This window comes from Chryseobacterium sp. MP_3.2, from assembly GCF_035984805.1.
Lineage (GTDB): Bacteria > Bacteroidota > Bacteroidia > Flavobacteriales > Weeksellaceae > Kaistella.
In genome coordinates, this window is the sequence record NZ_JAXCHW010000011.1 from 36,881 (window position 1) to 57,178 (window position 20,298).

17 protein-coding genes and 1 riboswitch are annotated in these 20,298 nt (G+C 35.6%); of the genes, 7 read left to right on the forward strand and 10 right to left on the reverse strand.

The genetic code is table 11. From position 1 onward, the window contains the following. Positions 1-65: 65 nt before the first annotated feature. Both RCH13_RS12110 and RCH13_RS12115 read left to right on the forward strand, forming a co-directional pair. Positions 66-1,235, forward strand: a complete 1,170-nt coding sequence (locus tag RCH13_RS12110) for a hypothetical protein (RefSeq protein ID WP_326987506.1) — start codon at positions 66-68, stop codon at positions 1,233-1,235. Then, positions 1,219-1,806: a hypothetical protein gene (locus RCH13_RS12115; protein WP_326987507.1), complete on the forward strand. Its 588-nt coding sequence runs from the start codon at positions 1,219-1,221 to the stop codon at positions 1,804-1,806. Before RCH13_RS12110 ends, RCH13_RS12115 begins: the two co-directional genes overlap by 17 nt. Here the strand turns inward: RCH13_RS12115 and RCH13_RS12120 are convergent. From RCH13_RS12120 to RCH13_RS12135, 4 genes are all read right to left on the reverse strand, one after another. Then, on the reverse strand, positions 1,743-2,330 hold the full coding sequence (locus RCH13_RS12120; protein WP_326987508.1) for a 5-formyltetrahydrofolate cyclo-ligase: 588 nt from the start codon (positions 2,328-2,330) through the stop codon (positions 1,743-1,745). The genes RCH13_RS12115 and RCH13_RS12120 overlap by 64 nt on opposite strands. 8 nt (positions 2,331-2,338) lie before the next feature. After that, positions 2,339-3,691 carry an oxygen-dependent tRNA uridine(34) hydroxylase TrhO gene (trhO, locus tag RCH13_RS12125; RefSeq protein ID WP_326987509.1) on the reverse strand — a complete coding sequence of 451 codons (1,353 nt, stop codon included), beginning with the start codon at positions 3,689-3,691 and terminating at the stop codon, positions 2,339-2,341. A 110-nt stretch (positions 3,692-3,801) separates the two neighbouring features. Further along, positions 3,802-4,962: a GlmU family protein gene (locus RCH13_RS12130; RefSeq protein WP_326987510.1), complete on the reverse strand. Its 1,161-nt coding sequence runs from the start codon at positions 4,960-4,962 to the stop codon at positions 3,802-3,804. A 132-nt stretch (positions 4,963-5,094) separates the two neighbouring features. Beyond that, positions 5,095-5,346 carry a type B 50S ribosomal protein L31 gene (locus RCH13_RS12135; RefSeq protein ID WP_326987511.1) on the reverse strand — a complete coding sequence of 84 codons (252 nt, stop codon included), beginning with the start codon at positions 5,344-5,346 and terminating at the stop codon, positions 5,095-5,097. Positions 5,347-5,529: 183 nt separating this feature from the next. On the opposite strand from RCH13_RS12135, the gene RCH13_RS12140 reads away from it, so the two are divergent. The 4 genes from RCH13_RS12140 (at position 5,530) to RCH13_RS12155 (ending at position 9,395) form a co-directional block, all read left to right on the forward strand. Continuing rightward, positions 5,530-6,915, forward strand: coding sequence for a hypothetical protein (locus RCH13_RS12140; RefSeq protein ID WP_326987512.1), 1,386 nt, complete (start codon positions 5,530-5,532; stop codon positions 6,913-6,915). A gap of 94 nt (positions 6,916-7,009) precedes the next feature. Further along, positions 7,010-7,336, forward strand: a complete 327-nt coding sequence (locus RCH13_RS12145) for a nucleotide pyrophosphohydrolase (protein WP_326987513.1) — start codon at positions 7,010-7,012, stop codon at positions 7,334-7,336. Positions 7,337-7,373: 37 nt separating this feature from the next. Next, positions 7,374-8,603 carry a 3-phosphoshikimate 1-carboxyvinyltransferase gene (locus tag RCH13_RS12150; RefSeq protein ID WP_326987514.1) on the forward strand — a complete coding sequence of 410 codons (1,230 nt, stop codon included), beginning with the start codon at positions 7,374-7,376 and terminating at the stop codon, positions 8,601-8,603. 3 nt (positions 8,604-8,606) lie between these two features. Next, complete coding sequence (locus tag RCH13_RS12155) at positions 8,607-9,395, forward strand: SDR family NAD(P)-dependent oxidoreductase (RefSeq protein ID WP_326987515.1); 789 nt, start codon at positions 8,607-8,609, stop codon at positions 9,393-9,395. 49 nt (positions 9,396-9,444) lie between these two features. Here RCH13_RS12155 and metF read toward each other — a convergent pair whose 3' ends face one another. From metF to RCH13_RS12180, 5 genes are all read right to left on the reverse strand, one after another. Further along, positions 9,445-10,401 carry a methylenetetrahydrofolate reductase [NAD(P)H] gene (gene metF, locus RCH13_RS12160; RefSeq protein ID WP_326987516.1) on the reverse strand — a complete coding sequence of 319 codons (957 nt, stop codon included), beginning with the start codon at positions 10,399-10,401 and terminating at the stop codon, positions 9,445-9,447. 342 nt (positions 10,402-10,743) lie between these two features. After that, positions 10,744-13,404 (reverse strand): methionine synthase, encoded by a 2,661-nt coding sequence (gene metH / locus RCH13_RS12165; RefSeq protein ID WP_326987517.1) that lies wholly within the window; start codon positions 13,402-13,404, stop codon positions 10,744-10,746. A 119-nt stretch (positions 13,405-13,523) separates the two neighbouring features. After that, the gene (gene tnpA / locus RCH13_RS12170) at positions 13,524-13,976 is read right to left on the reverse strand and encodes an IS200/IS605 family transposase (protein ID WP_326987518.1); all 453 of its coding nucleotides are present in this window, start codon (positions 13,974-13,976) and stop codon (positions 13,524-13,526) included. Positions 13,977-14,139: 163 nt separating this feature from the next. Then, positions 14,140-15,150 carry a homocysteine S-methyltransferase family protein gene (locus RCH13_RS12175; protein WP_326987519.1) on the reverse strand — a complete coding sequence of 337 codons (1,011 nt, stop codon included), beginning with the start codon at positions 15,148-15,150 and terminating at the stop codon, positions 14,140-14,142. 27 nt (positions 15,151-15,177) lie between these two features. Next, the gene (locus RCH13_RS12180) at positions 15,178-16,716 is read right to left on the reverse strand and encodes an ACT domain-containing protein (RefSeq protein ID WP_326987520.1); all 1,539 of its coding nucleotides are present in this window, start codon (positions 16,714-16,716) and stop codon (positions 15,178-15,180) included. A gap of 205 nt (positions 16,717-16,921) precedes the next feature. After that, a riboswitch (SAM riboswitch) is annotated at positions 16,922-17,029 on the reverse strand. Positions 17,030-17,137: 108 nt separating this feature from the next. Between RCH13_RS12180 and RCH13_RS12185 the strand changes: the two genes are divergently transcribed. After that, a complete protein-coding gene (locus RCH13_RS12185; protein ID WP_326987521.1) occupies positions 17,138-19,762 on the forward strand; it encodes an MGH1-like glycoside hydrolase domain-containing protein in 2,625 nt (874 codons plus the stop codon). A gap of 65 nt (positions 19,763-19,827) precedes the next feature. Here the strand turns inward: RCH13_RS12185 and RCH13_RS12190 are convergent, their stop codons facing one another. Continuing rightward, a complete protein-coding gene (locus RCH13_RS12190) occupies positions 19,828-20,250 on the reverse strand; it encodes an OsmC family protein (protein ID WP_326987522.1) in 423 nt (140 codons plus the stop codon). Positions 20,251-20,298 lie beyond the last annotated feature (48 nt).

Consider the following 20,298-nt stretch of genomic DNA (forward strand, 5'->3'; position numbering starts at 1 on the left):
TATTTGTAAAATTGTTTTACAAACAAATACAATTGATAATCAATGCTTTATACATTTTTTAACCAGTGAGCGATTTAGATCTATTACACTTTGAACAACTCAAAACAGAGGTTCAAACCGAATATTTAGGTGATCACACTCCATCATCTGAAGATATTTCTAAATGGAAAGGAATAGATATCATTTATTTCCAGGAAGATTTGCGTAAAAAAGGGAAAGGAAACATTAGCGAAAAATCCTTTTACACCTATTTCAAAACTTCTCCTGTGAGTAAACTTCCCCGGATTGATATGCTTAATATTCTCTCTGTTTATGCGGGTTATGTCTCTTGGTACGACTTTAAAAAAAATCATCTCTTTACCAATGAACTTCTGCAAGAAAGTGAGGATTTAGAAACTGAGGAAATTGAAAAATTAGAACTTGAGGTTGCAAATTCCCCTGATATTGTAGAAATTGCTGTAAAGTCGGAAAATACACCAAAACAACTGGAAATTAAACGCTCAGCATCCGTAGAAGATTTAGTTTTACAAGATATCCCTACTGTAAATCAAAGCGTTAATTCAAATTCTATAAATACTTTCGATGATGACTCGCGAGAAAAAAAATCCACAGTTGCTCTTGTAAAAAAATATCTTTGGTTAGGAATTTCGGCTATTTTAACCATTTTGGTGGGAATTTTAGGATTTCAAGATGAATTGTTTAGTAGAAAGTTTTACTACAGCTTCATTGATGCGGATAGAAATTCTAAGATTAATGCAGAGCTACAGGTTCAGATCCTACAACAAAATGAATCTCCAATTCTTTATGTAGCCAAACCCAATGAGCCATTTGTTTACACCACGAAGTCCAAAATGCTCACCATGGTTGTTTCCTCTCCTTATTATAGAACAGATACCATTCAAAGAAATCTGGAAAACGCGCCAGAAGCAGAAAATATAGAACTTAAACCTAATGATTACGCTATCATGCTTTTTTATTATTCTAAATCCATTAAAGATTTGAAGAAGAAAAGAGTGAGCCTCAATTATCTTATCAATGATAACGCCCTTATTTATCAGGTTTTCAATAATAAATTCTATGGCGTGGAAACTATGGATAAGCAGCGATATATCAATTTGGTAACCTTACCTTCTACTTCGCTTGAAAACTTAGATGTGATAGACACTCAAACTGATAAATCGGGCAAAATCGTGATGATTAAATTTAAAATTGATTCAGATGAAGACAAACAATAAATATATTGCACTCATAATCCTTCTACTGGTAGGAATTACATCTTGCACCCCCGATAAAAAAGAAGAGATTTCTGATTTGCAAATTGTGAGAAACAACAATAACCAAAAATCCTATCCTACTACAAAAATGGATAGCGCTCAAGTTATTTCACTCATTACGAAACAAAAGATTCAAGAATTATTTGACCTTTCCACTTTATATACCTCCGGGAATCGTGATACTGAAATAGATTCCGTTATTTACGCACAAATGAGAAGCTATTTTGCAGAAAGTGACTCTAACAAATTAAAACCGCTTTTGAAGCAATTAGATAGTTTTAAAGTAAGAAGTGCAAAAGTGGGAAATGTGAATGTGAAGAAAGAAATTATCGGCAATGACACTTTGGATTTGGCCCAATACATTGTAGAATACTTTGATCAAAGAGACAATATGATTGGTAAATTTGACAAAAACGCAAAGTTTATGCTCAAGCTTTCACCGGTGAAATTTAAAAAAGAATTCAGATTTTACTTTGTGGATTTAGACTTTGAGATTCCGAAAGATAGCGTTGCAGTTGGCGTAATCAAATAGTCCAAAGGAATATCTTTTTCCCAAATATCATCCACGATTTCAGAAGGTTCGAAAAAATTTACTCCTATTTTTGAAGCTTTTTTATTGATTCTGCTAAAAAAGCCATCATAATATCCTTTGCCAAACCCTACCCGATTTCCAGTAGAATCGCAATATAAGAGGGGCGTAATAATTAAATCGAAATCATTTTCACCGCAATCAATATTCGTTTCTGGCTCTGAAATTCCCCATGCATTTTTAATGAGCGTTGAATCCTGAAAAATTTCTACTGAAATCAATTCACCCTTTACTATTTTCGGCACAAAAACCCGACAACCATTTTCAAAAAAATAATTTAGAAAAACATTGGTATTCACTTCCTTCTTTTCGGAAATGGATAAAAAACAATGTACTTTTTGCCCGCTAAACTTTTTGAATTGGTTTTTGAAACGATTAAAAATTTCCGCAGAAAAGGTCAAAACCTCATCGTGCGACAAGGTTTTGCGTTTCTTAATATATTCAGTTCTCAATTCAGCTTTAGTCATGTTTAAATTTACAAACTTTTATACAACTTATCTGATAATCGGATTCTAAAAGGAATTTCAAAAGTTACTTGATCACCTACATTAGCGATTTCGCACGAATTTCCATTTGCAAATAGTTTTGTAATCGTAAAATCTTGTTCGCCCGTAGTTGGTCCTACAATTAAAACTTTATCACCGATTGCAAGTTCATCTTTTTCAACAATGAATTGCGCGATTTTAGATTTAGTATAGTAGTGTTCTGCTTTTCCAATCAATGATCTTTTTACTGTAATCTTCTTGCGAATATTGTTAGTTTCTGCTTTTGCTAAAGGCCTTTTAGGTAAATCACCAGATTTTTTAAACTTCAAAGCTTCAGATTTCCCTTTTCTAAAGACTTTATTCCCAACTTCTTTTCCTTTTCTTAATTTTATCTGCTCAGCTAAAGGCAAATGAATAATGTCCAAACATTCTGCAGAACAGCAATTTTCCATAGCTGCTTTACAATCTTCACATTGGATAAAAAGCAAATGACACCCTTCATTCTCGCAATTGGTATGATTGTCACAAGGTTTTCCACATTGATGACATTGCGAAACAATATCGTCTGTAATTCTCTCCCCTAATCGATGATCAAACACGAAATTCTTCCCAATGAATTTACTTTCAATGTCTTCTTTTTTAATTTGACGCGTATATTCGATGATTCCACCTTCTAATTGATAGACATTTTTAAAACCTTGATGCTTAAAATAAGCACTCGCCTTTTCACATCGGATTCCCCCTGTACAATACATGAGCAAGTTTTTATCTTCTTTGAAATCTTGAAGCTGTTCATTAATTATAGGTAAACTTTCTCGAAAAGTCTCTACATCTGGAGTAATTGCACCTTCAAAATGACCCACTTCACTTTCGTAATGATTTCTAAAGTCAACAACAATCGTATTAGGATCTTCCAGTAAATTATTGAATTCTTGGGCTTTGAGATGAATTCCTTTATTCGTTACGTCAAAAGTGTCATCATTCAATCCATCGGCAACAATTTTATGCCGGACTTTTATAGTCAACTTTAAGAATGAATGATCATCTTGATCAATGGCGACATTTAAGCGAATTCCTTTCATGAAATCATAAACTTCCAGCGTTTCCCGAAAATTTTCTAGTTGATCGGCAGGAATACTCATTTGCGCATTAATACCTTCATGTGCAACGTAAATACGACCAAGTGCATCAAGTGCGTTCCAGGCTATAAATAATTCGTCGCGAAATTTTTTGGGATCTGTGATTTTGGCATACGCATAGAAAGACAAAGTGAGCCGTTGTTTCCCGGCTTCATCAATAAGTTGAGCTCTTTCTTCTGCGCTTAAGGTGTTATACAGTTGCATGCTATAAACGGTTTAAGGGAGAAAATTAATAGTGCAAAGGTAAGAAATCCGGACTTACTGAGAATTGATGAACCAATTTCTATTTTATGATTTTTATCAAAAATGTTTACTTAGAAGCTCGTATAAATATACTTCAACATATTTCGATCTTCTTCCGTAAAAGGAACTTTTCGTCTTGCCATGGCGAGTTCTGCAACTTCATACGCTTTTTCCAATTTGAATTTTTCATCGCCTTTCATACCGCCCCAGGAGAAACTTTCAATTAAGTTTGGCGGAAATCCACTTTTGAAAATATTGGCCGCCACGCCAACTACAGTTCCTGTATTCAATTGCGTATTGATGGCTGTTTTAGAATGATCACCCATTATTAAACCCGCAAATTGCAAACCTGTATCTGCAAATCTTTTCGTTCTATAATTCCAGAGTTTTACGGAAGCATAATTATTTTTGAGGTTGGAAGAATTGGTATCTGCACCGATGTTACACCATTCACCAATCACAGAATTCCCCAGAAATCCATCATGCCCTTTGTTCGAGTAGCCAAAAATGACAATGTTGTTCACTTCTCCACCCACTTTACAATGGGGTCCAATGGTGGTTGCACCATAAATTTTAGCACCCAAATTAAATTTAGATTCTTCGCACAGTGCAATAGGTCCACGAAGATTACAACCTTCCATCACCTCGGCATTTTTCCCGATATAGATTTTACCTGTTTTTGTATTGATAGTGGAGAATTCAATCATTGCACCTTCTTCAATAAATAAATCTTCATAATTTCCTAAAATTCCATTTGTGGAAGATAATTCTTGCGATTTTCTTCCGTTCGTCAATAATTGAAAATCGAAATTAATGGCTTTTTCATTATGCGTAAACAAATCTGTAGGCTGCTTAAAAAATAAAAGCTCTTCATGCACATCTGTCATTTTTTCGATCTGATGCAGAGAAAAATCTTTCATATTGATTCTGGCCGCAAGCAACTCATTCTCATAAACCAAAGCTTCCCCTTTTTTCAGGTCTTTAATCTGTTGCAAAATACGGTCACTCGGTAAAAAATTGGGCACAAGCAAAAGACTTTCTTTATCTGCTGGTTTCACAAATTTTTCTTGCAAATATTCTTCCGTTAAAAAAGAGACTTCAGAAATATCGAGTAATTTCTGCCATCTTTCAGAAAAAGTTAGAATTCCGCAACGCATTTCTGCGGTTGGTCTGGTGAACGTAAGCGGTAAAAAATCTTCCCAGAATTGGGCATCGGAAAAAACAAGCTGCATAGTTGAAATTTTAAATTTTAGAAGGTAGATTCTTGCAAATGGAATCTATCAAGAAGAATCAAGCTAAAGTACAATAAAAAAAAGTCTTTCAGAAAAACTGAAAGACTTTAAATGTTGCTAAATCCTCACTGATTATTGAGAGAACTTTTTGTATTTGTTCATGAATTTGTCAACTCTACCTGCAGTATCAACTAATTTAGTTTTACCTGTGTAGAAAGGGTGTGATGTAGAAGAGATCTCCATTTTCACTAATGGATAAGTTTCTCCTTCAAATTCAATTGTATCCTTGGTGTCTGCAGTAGATTTGCAAAGAAAAGTCTCATCGTTACTCATATCTTTGAAAACAACAAGTCTATAATTTTCCGGGTGGATTCCGTTTTTCATAATAAAAATTTTAATAAATTAAAGTTTTGCTTCAGAAGTAGTAATGGATATTCCTCTGCTAATTTTTAGACCGCAAAAGTACAATTAATTTTCTAATCTGCAAATGCAGGGAGTGATAATTTTTAAATTTCTCTGTTCAACAAATTTAATTAAATTTGAACCTTATATCCTTATTCAACTTCAATGAAAAATTTTAAACTTTTACTTGGCCTTTCTTTCTGGTTACTGCTTACTGCAGTGGCGTGTGAGAGAGACGATATTAACTTTGATGCGCCTACAGAATTGTTACGATTTTCTGCGGATACCGTTTTCTTAGACACTGTTTACAGCCAGGTTCGCTCAGAAACCTATGCAGTGAAAATTTACAACAATGAAGATAAGGATGTAATGATTCCAAAAATATCTTTAGGCAGTGGAAATTCGTCGCTATATCGAATAAATGTAGACGGAAAAGCTGGGACGAATTTTACTAATGTACCCTTGAGAAAAAAAGACAGTTTATTCATTTTTGTAGAAATTGCTCCGATTGCCAATGCTACAGAAGCCATTGCAGAAGATCGCATTAATTTCGAAACACCCGCCGGAAGCCAACATGTCACTTTATTTTCAGTGATTCAAGATGTTGAATTTTTCATCCAAACGGACACAAATCCTAATATCTTAAATTCAAATACAACTTGGACCAATGACAAGGCGAAAATTATTTTCGGAGATTTAACCTTAGCAGAAGGCAGAACCTTAAATATTCAAAAAGGAACCAAAGTTTATTTTCACAAGAATAGTGGATTGAAAATTTCTAAAAATTCCATCCTTAATGTAACTGGAAATTTGAATGAAGAAGTAGTTTTCCGTGGAGATCGAAATGATACGAAATATGACACCATTCCAAAAAACTGGAACGGAATTTACGCGGATCAGGGTGCACAATTAACCATAGATTACGCAAGAATCTTTGGTGGCACAAGAGGAATTGAGATGAAAGAAGCAACGGCGACTCTAAAAAACACCATCATTCACACCCATCAAGAATATGGAATCTATGCTTTAAAATCGGTGATCAATGCTTCCAATTTGGTCATGAATAATTGCGGTGAAGCGAATATTGGAATTTATAAAGGAGGAACTTATAACATTTCCCATTCTACCCTAGCCAATTACTGGAACTTTAATTCGGCTCTTCCTGGATTAGGAATTTTTGCCACCAATGAATATCAAAATGAAAATGCAACGGAATTAGGTCCCTTAACTTTGAATGTGAGAAATTCTATTTTATATGGTAGTGCGGACGATGCTGTAGTGTTTAAACCTACTGCTGGACAAACATTTAATTATACCTTCCAAAGCAGTTTGCTAAAATACGGCACGAAATCTACTTACAATGTGGATGCTGCATCGATTAAAAATGAGGATCCTAAATTCCAGAATTATTTCACGCAGAAAATGAATCTTCGACTAAAAGATGATTCGCCGGCAAAAGGTAAAGGAAATGTAGGTGTTGCAGCTTTATTTCCATTAGATATTCTAAAAGTTACCAGAACGGTTTCACCTTCAATGGGTGCTTACCAATAATTATTTAAGGAGAAACAATTCGATTAATATTGAAACTTTATAGTTTACTTTAAAGATTCGCACTGTTGATTTAAAAGATAAAAATTCGATAAAAATGGAAATAACAAAACTCCAAAATGAAGTTGACGAATGGATCAAAACCATCGGAGTTCGATATTTCAATGAACTTACTAATATGGCCATGCTTACTGAAGAAGTGGGCGAAGTTGCAAGAATTATTGCCAGAAGATATGGCGAACAAAGCGAAAAAGAGAGTGATAAAACCAAGGATTTGGGTGAAGAATTAGCAGATGTCCTTTTTGTTACTTTATGTTTGGCCAATCAAACGGGAACTGATTTGCAAAAAGCTTTTGAAGAAAAGATGCGGGTAAAAACGGCACGAGATAAAAATCGCCACCGAGAAAATGAAAAACTGAAATAAATTTAGAATTTACTTAGATTATAGTTGAGAAAAATATATGTTGTTAGAAAAATCTACCTTAATTGGCAATCAAACTCTAGAAATTAGCGGTTCGAAAAGTATTTCGAATCGTTTGTTGATTTTGAAGAAATTGTACAATACCATTTCTGTTCAAAACCTCTCCAATTCTGAGGATACGCAATTGCTACAAAAAGCGCTGGTTTCCGAAGATTCGATCATTGACATTCATCATGCAGGAACTGCCATGCGATTCCTCACCTCTTATTTTGCACTGCAAGATGGCAGGATAGTAACTTTAACAGGTTCCGAAAGAATGCAACAGAGGCCCATTCACTTTTTAGTAGAAGCTCTACGAAAATTGGGTGCCGATATTACTTACCTGAAGAATGAAGGTTATCCACCAATTAAAATCAAAGGAAAGAAATTGACAGAAAACTCAGTTTCAATTCCGGCAAATATTTCCAGTCAGTTTATTTCTTCCCTCATGCTTATCAGTGCAGAATTCGAAGACGGACTCACAATTATATTAGAAGGTAAAATTACGTCGAGACCTTACCTGGAAATGACTTTGAAAATCCTGAGAAGTGTAGGAATATCTACGCAATGGAATGACAACATCATTCACATATCTGGTAAAATGCAAACAGAAAAAAGTTCTCAAAGTATTCCTTTCGTCGTAGAAAGTGATTGGAGCTCCGCTTCCTATTTTTACTCATTGGCAGCAATAGGAAGAGAAACGATCAATCTAAAATCTTTCAAACCTTATTCTCTTCAAGGGGATTCCGCGTTAAGAGAAATTTACTGGCAATTTTTCGGCGTGAATACTATTTCAGAAGGCGCTGAATCAAAGATTTCACTCTTGCCCGAAAATCATTTCACCTTCCCAGAGAAGATTACTTTAGATATGAATGACTGTCCAGATATTGCACAGACTCTTTGTGTAACGGCAACCGCGCTCAATATTCCTTTTGAAATTACGGGTTTAGCCACTTTAAAAGTAAAAGAAACAGATCGCCTTTTTGCTTTGAAGAATGAACTTTTTAAAATTGGTGGAATTTCTGAAATTACAGAGGATTCAATCTACAGCGTGAAGTTTTTCGAGCCGAATGATCATATCTCCATAGAAACTTACAATGATCACAGAATGGCCATGAGTTTCGCGCCATTTTGCCTTAAAAAATCGCTGACCATCGGAAATCCAGAAGTGGTAGAGAAATCATATCCAGATTTTTGGATTGATTTAGAAAAAATTATAATCAAAGATTAGCACATGACCATTATCATTACAGGCAGTTCCACAGGAATTGGTTTTGCCCTTGCAGAATATTTTGGCAAAAATGGCCACCTTGTTTTTGGATTGAGCAGAAAAGAAAGGCAATCACAATATTTTACCACAATTCCAACAGACATAACTATAAATCAACAAGTTAAAAACGCCATTGCGCAAATTTTGACCAAAACAAATGCGATTGACGTAGTGATAAACAATGCCGGAATGGGAATGGTTGGAGCCGTGGAGGATTCTACACAAGAGGAAATTATTAAATTATTTAATTTAAATGTAGTAGGCTCAGTACAAATGATGAACGCGGTTTTGCCACAGATGCGGACGCAGAAAAAAGGCAAAATCATCAACATTTCTAGCATTGGCAGTGAAATGGGATTGCCTTTTCGCGGTTTTTATTCGGCATCAAAATCGGCGCTAGACAAAGTTACAGAAGCTATCCGGTATGAAGTTTCCCCCTGGAATATCGAGGTTTGCTCTTTGCATTTAGGAGACATTAAAACAAAAATCGCAGAAAGCAGAGTGCAGACTAAAATTTCTGAACCCTACAAAAAAACATTCAATCGTGTTTATGCACTCATGAATAGCCATGTGGACGCAGGTTCCGAGCCTCATGAAGTTGCAGATTACATTGACGGACTTTTGAGAAAAAATAAATGGAAAGCGCATTATTATTTTGGAAAATTTGGGCAAAAGATTGGCGTTCCGTTAAAGTGGATCTTACCCCAAAATATCTTTGAAAACCTGATGCGCAAATACAGCAACATGGATTAAGTAGATATTACGAGCAAAAATAAAAGGGATGAAATTCATCCCTTTTTTATTAAAAAATTTCCCGAGCGATTTTTTTTATATTATCGCTTTTTCCCATGGAATAAAAATGCAAAACGGGAACGCCGAAATCCAGTAATTCCCGGCATTGATTAATCGCCCATTCAATTCCCAACTGTTTGACGGCGACATTATCTTTCGCTTTTTCAACTTCTGATATTAAATCTTCTGGCAAATCAATTTTAAAAACTTTCGGGAGCATTTGCAAATGTCCTTTCGTAGCAATCGGTTTAATTCCTGGAATAATCGGAACCGTTATTCCAATTTCTCGGGCTTGCTTTACAAATTCTATGAATTTTTTATTGTCAAAAAACATTTGTGTTACAATATAATCTGCGCCAGAATCTACTTTTTTCTTTAGCCATTTCAAATCATAATTCATGGATGGAGCTTCGATGTGTTTTTCTGGATAACCCGCAACGCCAATACAAAATTTATTAAAGTCGGAGGTTTCACTTTCGTCGTGCAAATATTTTCCACGTCCCAAATTATTCATTTGATGAACCAACCCCATCGCATTCTCGTGACCACCGTTTGAAGCCGTAAAATATTGTTCCCCTTTCATCGCATCTCCGCGCAAAGCCATCACATTTTCAATTCCCAGATACATACAATCCACCAAAAGATATTCCGTTTCCTCTTTAGAAAATCCGCCACACAAAACATGCGGAACGGTATCCACATTATATTTATGCTGAATTGCAGAACAAATTCCCAAAGTTCCAGGACGCATTCTCGTCACTTTTCGCTCCATCAAACCATTTCCTTTATCGAGGTAAATATATTCTTCCCGAGAAGTCGTAACATCTACAAAAGGAGGTTTAAATTCCATCAATGGATCAATATTTTTATACAAATCTTCAATTCCAATTCCTTTTTGTGGCGGAACGACTTCAAGAGAAAATAAAGTTTTTCCGTTCGCGTTTTTTATGTGATCTGTTATTTTCATTTTTAGTTGTCAATTGTTGGTTGTTAGTTTTAATTTCTATTTTTTTTGGGCAGTAATTTCCGCCTTCCGTTCCCGCTTTTTTTCTCAAAATTTTCCGTCCGCATTTCCATAGCTAAAATTTTAAGAAAAAAGAGCTCCACTCAAGTCGGGCTGCAGATTCGGTTGTTTAATGAATTTTTCATCAATTGAAAAGTTTCATCTCATATTTTGATATCGCCCTTTCAGGGCTTCACGATGAATTTCCATTTCTTTTTCAATGGGTTTCATCCATTGCTATTATTGTTTAGTCACTTCGTGGCTCTCTATTCTCAAATCTTGATTCTTGGCTCTTCATTCTCTAAGCTATTCCGCCAAATTAGGACTCAGCCATTTTCTGGCAAATTCCAAATCCACTCCTTTTCTTTCGGCGTAATCTTTCAGTTGATCTTCTTTAATTTTTCCCACGCCAAAATATTTTGCTTTTGGATTTCCAAAATAATATCCGGATACTGCCGCAGTTGGAAACATCGCCAAACTTTCTGTGAGTTCTAAACCAATATTTTCCTTCACCTTAAGCAAATTCCAAATCGTGGATTTTTCCAAATGATCCGGACACGCTGGATAACCAGGAGCAGGGCGAATTCCTAAATATTTCTCGGCGATTAAATCTTCGTTTTCTAAATTTTCATTTTCTGCATAACCCCAAAATTCAGTTCGAACTTTGTGATGTAGAAATTCCGCAAAGGCTTCTGCGAGACGATCTGCCAAAGCTTTTACAATTATCGCATTGTAATCATCGCCATTATCATAGTATTTTTGAGCCAGTTCTTCCGTTCCAAAACCTGTTGTAACTGCAAAAACTCCCACATAGTCTTGTTTCCCGGAAGATTTTGGAGCAATAAAATCGCTCAAGGCGTGATATTCTTTTCCCGCGGATTTCTTCAATTGTTGTCTTAAAGTATGGAATTTTGCCACCTCATTTCCTTCTTCATCATAAAGCAAAACATCGTCTTGCTCATTTGAATTTGCAGGAAAAATTCCAAAAATTCCTTTCGCGGTAAATAATTTTTCGTCCAGAATTTTATCGAGTAAAACTTTTGCTTCCTTGAATAATTCTGTGGCTTGTTCACCGACAACCTCATCCGTCAGAATTTGCGGAAATTTTCCGTGGAGTTCCCAACTTCGGAAGAAAGGTGACCAATCCATAAAGTCCAACAATTCCCGTAAATCCTGATTTTCAATGATATGAATTCCTAAATTTTTCGGTTTTGAGATGTTTTCATTTTCCCAATCAATGGTGAACTTTTGTTTTCTCGCTTCTTCAATGGTCACATAAATTTTCTCAATTTGACGATGCAAAAACTTTTGACGGAAATCTTCATAATCGATTTTTAAATCTGCTTTATATTGTTCATTATTATGATCCAACAATTGAGAAACTACACCAACTGCTCTGGAAGCATCATTCACATGAACAACGGTGTGCCCATATTTTGGAAATATTTTCACCGCAGTATGTGCTTTTGAAGTTGTGGCGCCTCCAATTAAAAGAGGGAAATTTAAATTTTTTCTTTGCAATTCATCCGCAACATGAACCATTTCGTCTAAACTTGGCGTAATCAAGCCGCTCAAACCAATTACATCAACTTGATGATCAATCGCTGCCTGAATAATTTTTTCAGCCGGAACCATCACTCCGAGATCAATTATTTCGTAATTATTACAGCCCAAAACGACGCTCACAATATTTTTTCCAATATCGTGAACATCGCCTTTTACGGTGGCCATCAATATTTTTCCATTCGGTTTTTGTTTCTCATCTTTTTCGGCTTCGACATAAGGCTGCAAATAAGCCACAGCTTTTTTCATTACTCTAGCCGACTTTACTACTTGTGGTAAAAACATTTTTCCACTGCCAAATAAATCCCCAACGACGCCCATTCCAGTCATTAGATTAATTTCAATAACATCTAAAGGTCTTTTGGAAAGTGCTCTTGCTTCTTCTACATCTTCTAGGATAAATCGGTCAATTCCTTTGACCAAAGCGTGTGTAATTCTATCTTGCAATGGGTCTTTTCGCCACTCTAATTCCTCGACAAACTCTTTCTTGGTCGATTTTACGCGTTCCGAATAATCCAAAAGTCGCTCTGTTGAATCATCTCTTCGATCGAGCATTACGTCTTCAACCAATTCCAGCAATTCTTTCGGAATCTCATCATAGATTTCTAACATGGTAGGATTTACTATTCCCATATTCATTCCCGCCTTAATTGCATGATAAAGGAAAACGGAATGCATCGCTTCCCGAACATTGTCATTTCCTCTGAACGAAAAAGAAACATTGGAAACTCCACCACTTACGGAAACATTTGGCAAATTTGTTCGAACCCATTTTGTAGCTTCAATAAAATCCAAAGCATTTCTGCGGTGTTCATCCATTCCGGTAGCAACGGGGAAAATATTCAAATCGAAAATAATATCTTCGGAAGCAAATCCAACTTTATTAACCAAAATATCGTAAGATCGTTTGCAGATTTCTACTCTTCTTTCAAAATTATCAGCTTGACCATTTTCATCAAAAGCCATAACAATTACGGCTGCACCATATCGCTTTATTTTTTTCGCATGATTTATGAATTCTGCTTTACCTTCTTTTAAACTGATGGAATTCACGACACATTTTCCTTGTACAACTTGTAATCCGGCTTCCAAAATCTCCCATTTCGAAGAATCTATCATGATTGGAATTCGGGAAATATCCGGTTCAGAAGCAATTAAATTCAGGAATTTCACCATTGCAAATTTCCCGTCGAGCAATCCATCATCAAAATTGACATCGAGGATTTGAGCACCACCCTCCACTTGATTTCGTGCAATATCAAGCGCTTCCGAGTAGTTGCCTTCTTTTATGAGTCGTAGAAATTTCTTCGAACCCGCCACATTAGTTCGTTCTCCAACATTAATAAAGTTGGATTCTGGAGTTATAATGAGCGGTTCTAAACCAGAGAGTTTTAAGTATTTCATAAATTTTAGCCGTTATGAAGCCACGAAGTGGTGTAATCATTAGCATTGGGCAAAGCCCGATGAATTATAAGTTGCGAGACATGAAGCCCTGAAAGGGCGAAATCAATTTTACACATATATTAATCCCAAATATATCTTTCATCATATTCAACATCATATTTCTTTATAAAAGCCAAAAATTCTTCCTCAAATGATTTCATTTTATGATGCTCTTTTTGGTTCGTAATATAATTCTTCACTACCTCAATCTCACTTGGATTTACCGAAAATGCTCCATATCCATTTTGCCAATAAAAATTTCCGAATTCTTTACCTTTGGTTTCAATCCATTTTGAAGAATTGGATTTAACTTCTTCGAGCAATTTCATTAAAGCAATTTTCTTTGATAATAAACATAAAATATGAACGTGGTCTTTATATCCTCCTACTTGAATTGGGTTGCATTCTAGATTTTTACAAATACCACCTAAATATTTAAATAATTCTTCTTTGATTGAACCTGTGATTAACGGGTTTCTATGTTTGGTAGAAAAAACAAGATGAACATATATTTTATTTAAAGATTGACTCATTTCATTTATTTTTATTGAAATTATAATAGTTCGATTTTTAATTTCGGTCTTTCAGACCTTCTTGGCTGTCTCTATTTAATTTTCATTGGGCGGCGCTTCGTTTATCCAATGCTTTTGGTAACGCCACTTCGTGGCTCTAAGGTGAAATTCAATAATTGTAAATCTAAGATTTTACACTAATTTTCCGCGGTTCATAATTTTTCACTAAATCCGCAACTGCTTTGATGTGAGGCGGCGTTGTTCCGCAACAACCTCCAATAATATTGATGAGACCTTTATCTGCATACTCCCGAATTTGTTCGGCCATAAATTCTGGACTTTCATCATATTGACCGAAAGCATTTGGTAATCCTGCATTAGGATAGGCGGAGATATAGAAGTCTGAATTTTTTGCTAAAGTTTCTAAATAAGGTGTTAATTGTGCTGCTCCTAAAGCACAATTTAATCCAATGCTTAAAAGATTAAGATGCGAAACTGATATTAAAAATGCTTCTGCCGTTTGTCCGCTCAATGTTCTTCCGGACGCATCGGTAATTGTGCCGGAAACCATAATTGGGATTTCGAGATTTCTTTCCTCCTGAATTTCATCAATTGCAAAAAGTGCGGCTTTCGCATTCAACGTGTCGAAAATAGTTTCTACCAATAAAATATCTGAACCGCCGTCTAAAAGCGCTTCAGCTTGTTGTTTATAAGCAATTCTCAATTGATCAAAATTAATCGCACGAAATCCAGGATCATTAACATCCGGACTTAAACTTGCCGTTCTGTTTGTTGGACCCATTGAACCTGCAACAAATCTTGGTTTCGCCGGATTATTATTTGTGAATTCGTTACAAACTTTTCGGGCGATTTTTGCAGATTCGTAGTTGAGTTCGTAAACCAATTCTTCCATGTGGTAATCTGCCATTGCGATGGTGGTTCCAGAAAATGTATTGGTTTCGATGATATCTGCATCGGCTTCTAAATATTTGCGGTGCACTTCTTCGATTGCTTTTGGTTGTGTTAATGAAAGCAAATCGTTATTTCCTTTTAAAGAATGTTCCCAATCTTTAAATCTTTCGCCGCGGTAGTCTTCTTCTGTGAAATTATAGCGTTGCAGCATTGTCCCCATTGCTCCATCGAGGACGAGAATTCTTTCGCGCAGCACTTTGTATAATTCTAAAGTATTTTTCATTCGTTGTTTATTATTTTGCACTAAATTTTACTTGTTTTCAGACAATCTTAAAATATCGCCGAAAACTCCCCGTGCAGTAACTTTTGCGCCAGCTCCAGCGCCTATAATTACTAATGGATTTTCACCATAACTATCGGTGTAAATTTCAAAAATAGAATCAGATCCTTTTAATTGACCAAACAAAGATTCTTTGGCCACAGATATTAATTTTACCTTCAGCTCACCTTTTTCCTGTTGTAAATCACCATGCAATTCCCCGACAAGACGGAGGACATGGTCTTTTTCTTGATTTTTTTTCAATCCTTCAAAATGAGAGTCCAACAATCTAAGATTATCAAGAAAGAAATCTTTGGTGCCTTTGACGAATACTGCCGGAAGCAATTTTTCTATTTTAATGTCGGATAATTCATTACTTAGATCCAGCTCTCTTGCAAGAATTAGCAATTTTTGCGCAACATCAATTCCTGATAAATCATCGCGCGGATCAGATTCTGTTATTTGTAAAGCCATGGCTTCCGTTAGAATCGTAGAAAATTTCCCATTTCGCACGGAAAAATGATTAAAAATATAACTCATTGACCCAGAAAAAACTCCTTTAATTCGGGTAATATTTTCGCCAGATAAATGCAAAAGCTTAATGGTATCGATTAGCGGCAAACCTGCTCCAACATTTACTTCATATAAATATTTCTTATTATTTTTGAGTAAAATATGTCGAAAATCTCGGTACTCAGAAATTGGCAAAGTATTTAAAGTTTTATTGGAAGAAACTAAATCAAAACCACATTCTGCCAATAACCCATACTCCTTCACGAAATCTTTATTATCAGTATTATCTACAGCAATCAAATTCTCTAATTGATGTAATTTCGAAAAGTCAATTAAAGAAATCACCTCAGACTTCTCTTTTGAGGTTTCTAAGTCTGATTGCCAATTATCTTGAAAGCCCTCTTTACTAAAAGCAATGTTTTTTGAGTTAGCAACTGCTATAATCTTTAAATCGATTTTTTTTCTCTTTCTGATGATTTCTGCCCTGATCAGAATCTGATCAATTAGTGTCGCCCCCACTTTTCCCACTCCAAATATTGCCAAGTGAACGGTTTTAGGTTTTGCAAAAATTTCAGCTTCAATGATATTCTTGGCCTTTACGTCTTGGGAAGAAGTCACCACAATATTAATTTTATTAGCGGCAGCCACCTGATTAAGTATAATGGGAAAAATATTATTTCTCTCGAGCTCAGACATAATCTTACTTAAATCTTTGGCAATAAAACCTAAAACCGAAACATTATTAATACTATAGATCTGACTTACCTTTCCAGATTTTCGTTCTGGTTCAAACTCTTGAATTAGACAGTTGATGGCATTTTCTGCATCATCATCTCGCACCAAAACAGAAATTCCATTTTCTGCTGCTTGCTGAGAAATAACACCGACACTAATTCTAGCGTAGGTTAAAGCTTTAAAAATACGCCCATCTATTCCAACTTCATCTAAAAAGTCTTTTCCCTCAAATTTGATAATGGATCTACTTTTTAAAAAAGTGATCTCTGTATTCTTTTTCATGATTTAGTATAATTGGATGGTAAACAAAGTGGTAAAAAAGCAGTTGTGTTCCTTCTAAATAAAAGGAAAAATGAACACAAGAATTTGATATCCTGTATATTTCTGGATACTAAATAAAGACAATAATGAGAATGAAGGTGCAGCGAATTTTTCAATTTATTTTTAATTAAAATTGAAAATGCTACCTTGAAGGGTAATAAAGTTTCTGTTATCTTCTCTCGATTAAATCGAGATAGAATGTAGCACCTTCTTCGTTTCCGAAGGGTTGCCAAGGTTTCAGTGAGTCTAATCTCTCCACCTTTCTTAATAACATTTTCAATATGTGAATGAACTTATGAATGGCAAATATAGCCAAATTTATCAATTTCAAAAGGGCCTGGAAAAAATTTATTTCCTATTTTCGCTCAGAGAAATAAAAGTTATGATGATTGAGAAAGAGAGGATGCTTGAGGATCAATGGAAAAAATGGGGGCCTTATGTTAGCAATCGACAGTGGGGAACTGTACGCGAAGACTACAGTTCCAACGGAAATGCTTGGGGATACACTACTTATGACGAGGCAATCAGCAGAACCTACAGATGGAGTGAAGATGGAATAGCAGGAATTTCTGATGACAAACAGCGATTCTGCTTTGCTTTATCTTTCTGGAATCGGAAAGATAAAATGATCAAGGAACGTTTCTTTGGCCTAAGTAATTATGAAGGTAATCACGGAGAAGACTTGAAGGAAATTTATTTTGAGCTGGATAATACTCCTACTCATTCTTACATGAAATTATTGTACAAATACCCTATCAATGAATTTCCTTACGAAGATTTGATTGCAGAAAATGGACGAAGAACCAAAGAGGATCCAGAGTATGAGTTGGTAGAAACAGGCATCTTTGATGACAACAAATATTTTGATATTTTCATAGAGTACGCTAAAATAAATCATGATGATTTTCTTATTAAAGTAACTGCCATTAACAGAAGTGCGGAAAAAGCGCCGCTTGTAATTTTACCCACCGTTTGGTATAGAAACAATTGGAGTTGGGGATATGGAACTTATGAACCAAAATTAAAATCTACGCAAGATGGTATTATAGAAGTTGATCATGATTCTATCCCCATAAAAAGACTCTATGCCAGAGCTGCAGAAACAAAAACGCTCTTTTGTAATAACGAAACTAATTCTCAGAAAATTCACTGCGTTCCTTCTGAAGCAAAATTCTTCAAGGATGGCATCAATAATTTTTTAGTTCATGGCGATGAAAGCGCTATTAATTCTGAAAAAACGGGCACCAAAGCGAGTTTCTTGGTAGAGGCAGAAATTGAAGCAGGAGAAACTCAAACCTTTGAATTCAGACTGAGTCCACATGAAATGGAAGACGCGTTTTTTGATTTTGACGAGATATTTAGTTTAAGAAAAAATGAAGCGCAGGAGTTTTATAACGATCTTCAGAAAGACGTCACCAATGAGGATGAAAAGAACGTACAGCGGCAAGCATTTGCAGGCTTGCTTTGGAATAAACAGTTTTATCATTACAATGTTTCCAAATGGTTATGCGGCGATCCTAAACAAGAAGCACCCAGAGATTTTGATCATCATGTAAGAAATACAGGTTGGGAACACATGCAGAACAAGGACATTATTTCTATGCCAGACAAATGGGAATATCCATGGTTTGCAACGTGGGATTTAGCATTCCATTGCGTACCTTTTGCACTTATAGATTCTGGTTTTGCCAAGCAACAATTAAAACTTTTAACCAAAGAATGGTATCTTCATCCTAATGGTCAGTTACCCGCTTATGAATGGGATTTCAGTGATGTAAATCCGCCTGTTCACGCGTGGTCAACGTTCCGCGTCTTTAAAATCGATGAAAAAATCAATGGCAAAGCCGATTTGGCTTTCTTAGAAAGTGTTTTTCAAAAATTATTATTGAATTTCACCTGGTGGGTGAATAGAAAAGATAAGAATGACAATAATGTTTTCGGCGGTGGCTTTTTAGGCTTGGATAACATTGGCGCTTTTGACCGAAATATGGAATTCACAAATGGCGATCATTTGGAACAAGCAGATGGAACCAGTTGGATGGCGATGTTTGCACTAAATATGATGCGAATTTCTATGGAATTAGCACTTTATAATCCAGTTTATGAAGATATGGCTATTAAATTCTTTGAGCATTATCTGTATATCGCAGAAGCGATGGAAAATCTTGGAGAAAAGAAAAATGGACTTTGGAATGAAGAAGATGGTTTCTTTTATGATGTTTTGCAATTAAATGATGGAGATTCTGTCTCCCTTAAGTTAAGAAGCATCGTAGGATTAATCCCAATGTTTGCGGTGGAAATCATAGAGCATGAAATGCTGGAGAAACTACCCGCTTTCCAAAAGAGGATGAACTGGATTCTTAAGAATAAACCACAGCTTGCCAATCTTGTTTCCCATTGGGAGGTAGAAGGTAAAGGCGGAAAACATTTGATGAGCGTGCTAAGGAAAACCCGGCTCACCAGGATTCTGCAACGGATGGCAGATGAAAAAGAATTTCTATCTGATTACGGAATTCGATCCATGTCAAAAGTTTACGAAGAAAACCCCTTCACCTTTAATGTAGATGGAAAAAACTTTAAAGTAAAATATACCCCTGCAGAAAGTGATAGTTCCATGTTTGGCGGAAATAGCAATTGGCGCGGACCCATCTGGTTTCCAATTAATTTCTTAATCGTAGAAAGTCTTCAACGCTTTCACTATTACTACGGCGAGAGTTTACAGGTAGAGTATCCTGCAAATAGTGGTGAAATGAGAAATCTGGAATTTGTTTCCGAAGATTTAAGTGACCGCTTATGCTCTATTTTTTTGAAGGATGAAAATGGAAACCGCGCATTTAATGGGGGCAACCAGCTTTTAAATCAAGATCCACACTTCAAAGATTATATTCAGTTTTTCGAGTATTTTAATGGAGACACGGGTAAAGGAATTGGCGCCTCTCATCAAACAGGGTGGACAGCAACAGTAGCGAAATTGATTCAACCAAGATTAGGGACACTTAACTCATAATAAAAAAAGGCTAAATTAATTTAGCCTTTTTCTTTTTGCAGTATAAAATAGGGTTAAAAAAGAGATTACGCTTTTTCTCCATTAACATATACTGCGTATTCCACGGTTACATTTGGCTCCATGGTTTTAGAAACAGAACAGTATTTTTGAAAAGAAAGATCCGCGGCTTTCCGGGCTTTTACAGGATCGATCTCTCCCTCCAGATAAAACTTTACTTTAATATTTTTAAAAGGTTTTGCTTCATCTACTTCAATTCTTTCTCCTTCTACCTCTGCAGAAAAACCCGTTACAATCTGGCGCTGTTTTTTCATAATAGAAACCATATCAATGCCACTGCAACCTGCAAGTGCCATCAACAATGACTCCATGGGAGAAACTGCTTTTGTGCCCTCAGATTCAGAAATATTATCAAGTAAAATGGCGTTCCCTATGGAATTGGTACATTCAAATAAATAGTCACTGTTCAGTCTTTTAAGAGAGATTTTCATAATTGGGAAGGGATTTTTAATTTTTTAAAGATAAGGAGATTACGTTAA

Bases quoted from the DNA above. Each gene is read 5' to 3' on its own strand.
- RCH13_RS12115 (WP_326987507.1), top strand. From the start codon at position 1,219: ATGAAGACAAACAATAAATATATTGCACTCATAATCCTTCTACTGGTA.
- RCH13_RS12120 (WP_326987508.1), bottom strand. From the start codon at position 2,330: ATGACTAAAGCTGAATTGAGAACTGAATATATTAAGAAACGCAAAACC.
- trhO (WP_326987509.1), bottom strand. From the start codon at position 3,691: ATGCAACTGTATAACACCTTAAGCGCAGAAGAAAGAGCTCAACTTATT.
- RCH13_RS12130 (WP_326987510.1), bottom strand. From the start codon at position 4,962: ATGCAGCTTGTTTTTTCCGATGCCCAATTCTGGGAAGATTTTTTACCG.
- RCH13_RS12135 (WP_326987511.1), bottom strand. From the start codon at position 5,346: ATGAAAAACGGAATCCACCCGGAAAATTATAGACTTGTTGTTTTCAAA.
- RCH13_RS12140 (WP_326987512.1), top strand. From the start codon at position 5,530: ATGAAAAATTTTAAACTTTTACTTGGCCTTTCTTTCTGGTTACTGCTT.
- RCH13_RS12145 (WP_326987513.1), top strand. From the start codon at position 7,010: ATGGAAATAACAAAACTCCAAAATGAAGTTGACGAATGGATCAAAACC.
- RCH13_RS12150 (WP_326987514.1), top strand. From the start codon at position 7,374: ATGTTGTTAGAAAAATCTACCTTAATTGGCAATCAAACTCTAGAAATT.
- RCH13_RS12155 (WP_326987515.1), top strand. From the start codon at position 8,607: ATGACCATTATCATTACAGGCAGTTCCACAGGAATTGGTTTTGCCCTT.
- metF (WP_326987516.1), bottom strand. From the start codon at position 10,401: ATGAAAATAACAGATCACATAAAAAACGCGAACGGAAAAACTTTATTT.
- metH (WP_326987517.1), bottom strand. From the start codon at position 13,404: ATGAAATACTTAAAACTCTCTGGTTTAGAACCGCTCATTATAACTCCA.
- tnpA (WP_326987518.1), bottom strand. From the start codon at position 13,976: ATGAGTCAATCTTTAAATAAAATATATGTTCATCTTGTTTTTTCTACC.
- RCH13_RS12175 (WP_326987519.1), bottom strand. From the start codon at position 15,150: ATGAAAAATACTTTAGAATTATACAAAGTGCTGCGCGAAAGAATTCTC.
- RCH13_RS12180 (WP_326987520.1), bottom strand. From the start codon at position 16,716: ATGAAAAAGAATACAGAGATCACTTTTTTAAAAAGTAGATCCATTATC.
- RCH13_RS12185 (WP_326987521.1), top strand. From the start codon at position 17,138: ATGATGATTGAGAAAGAGAGGATGCTTGAGGATCAATGGAAAAAATGG.
- RCH13_RS12190 (WP_326987522.1), bottom strand. From the start codon at position 20,250: ATGAAAATCTCTCTTAAAAGACTGAACAGTGACTATTTATTTGAATGT.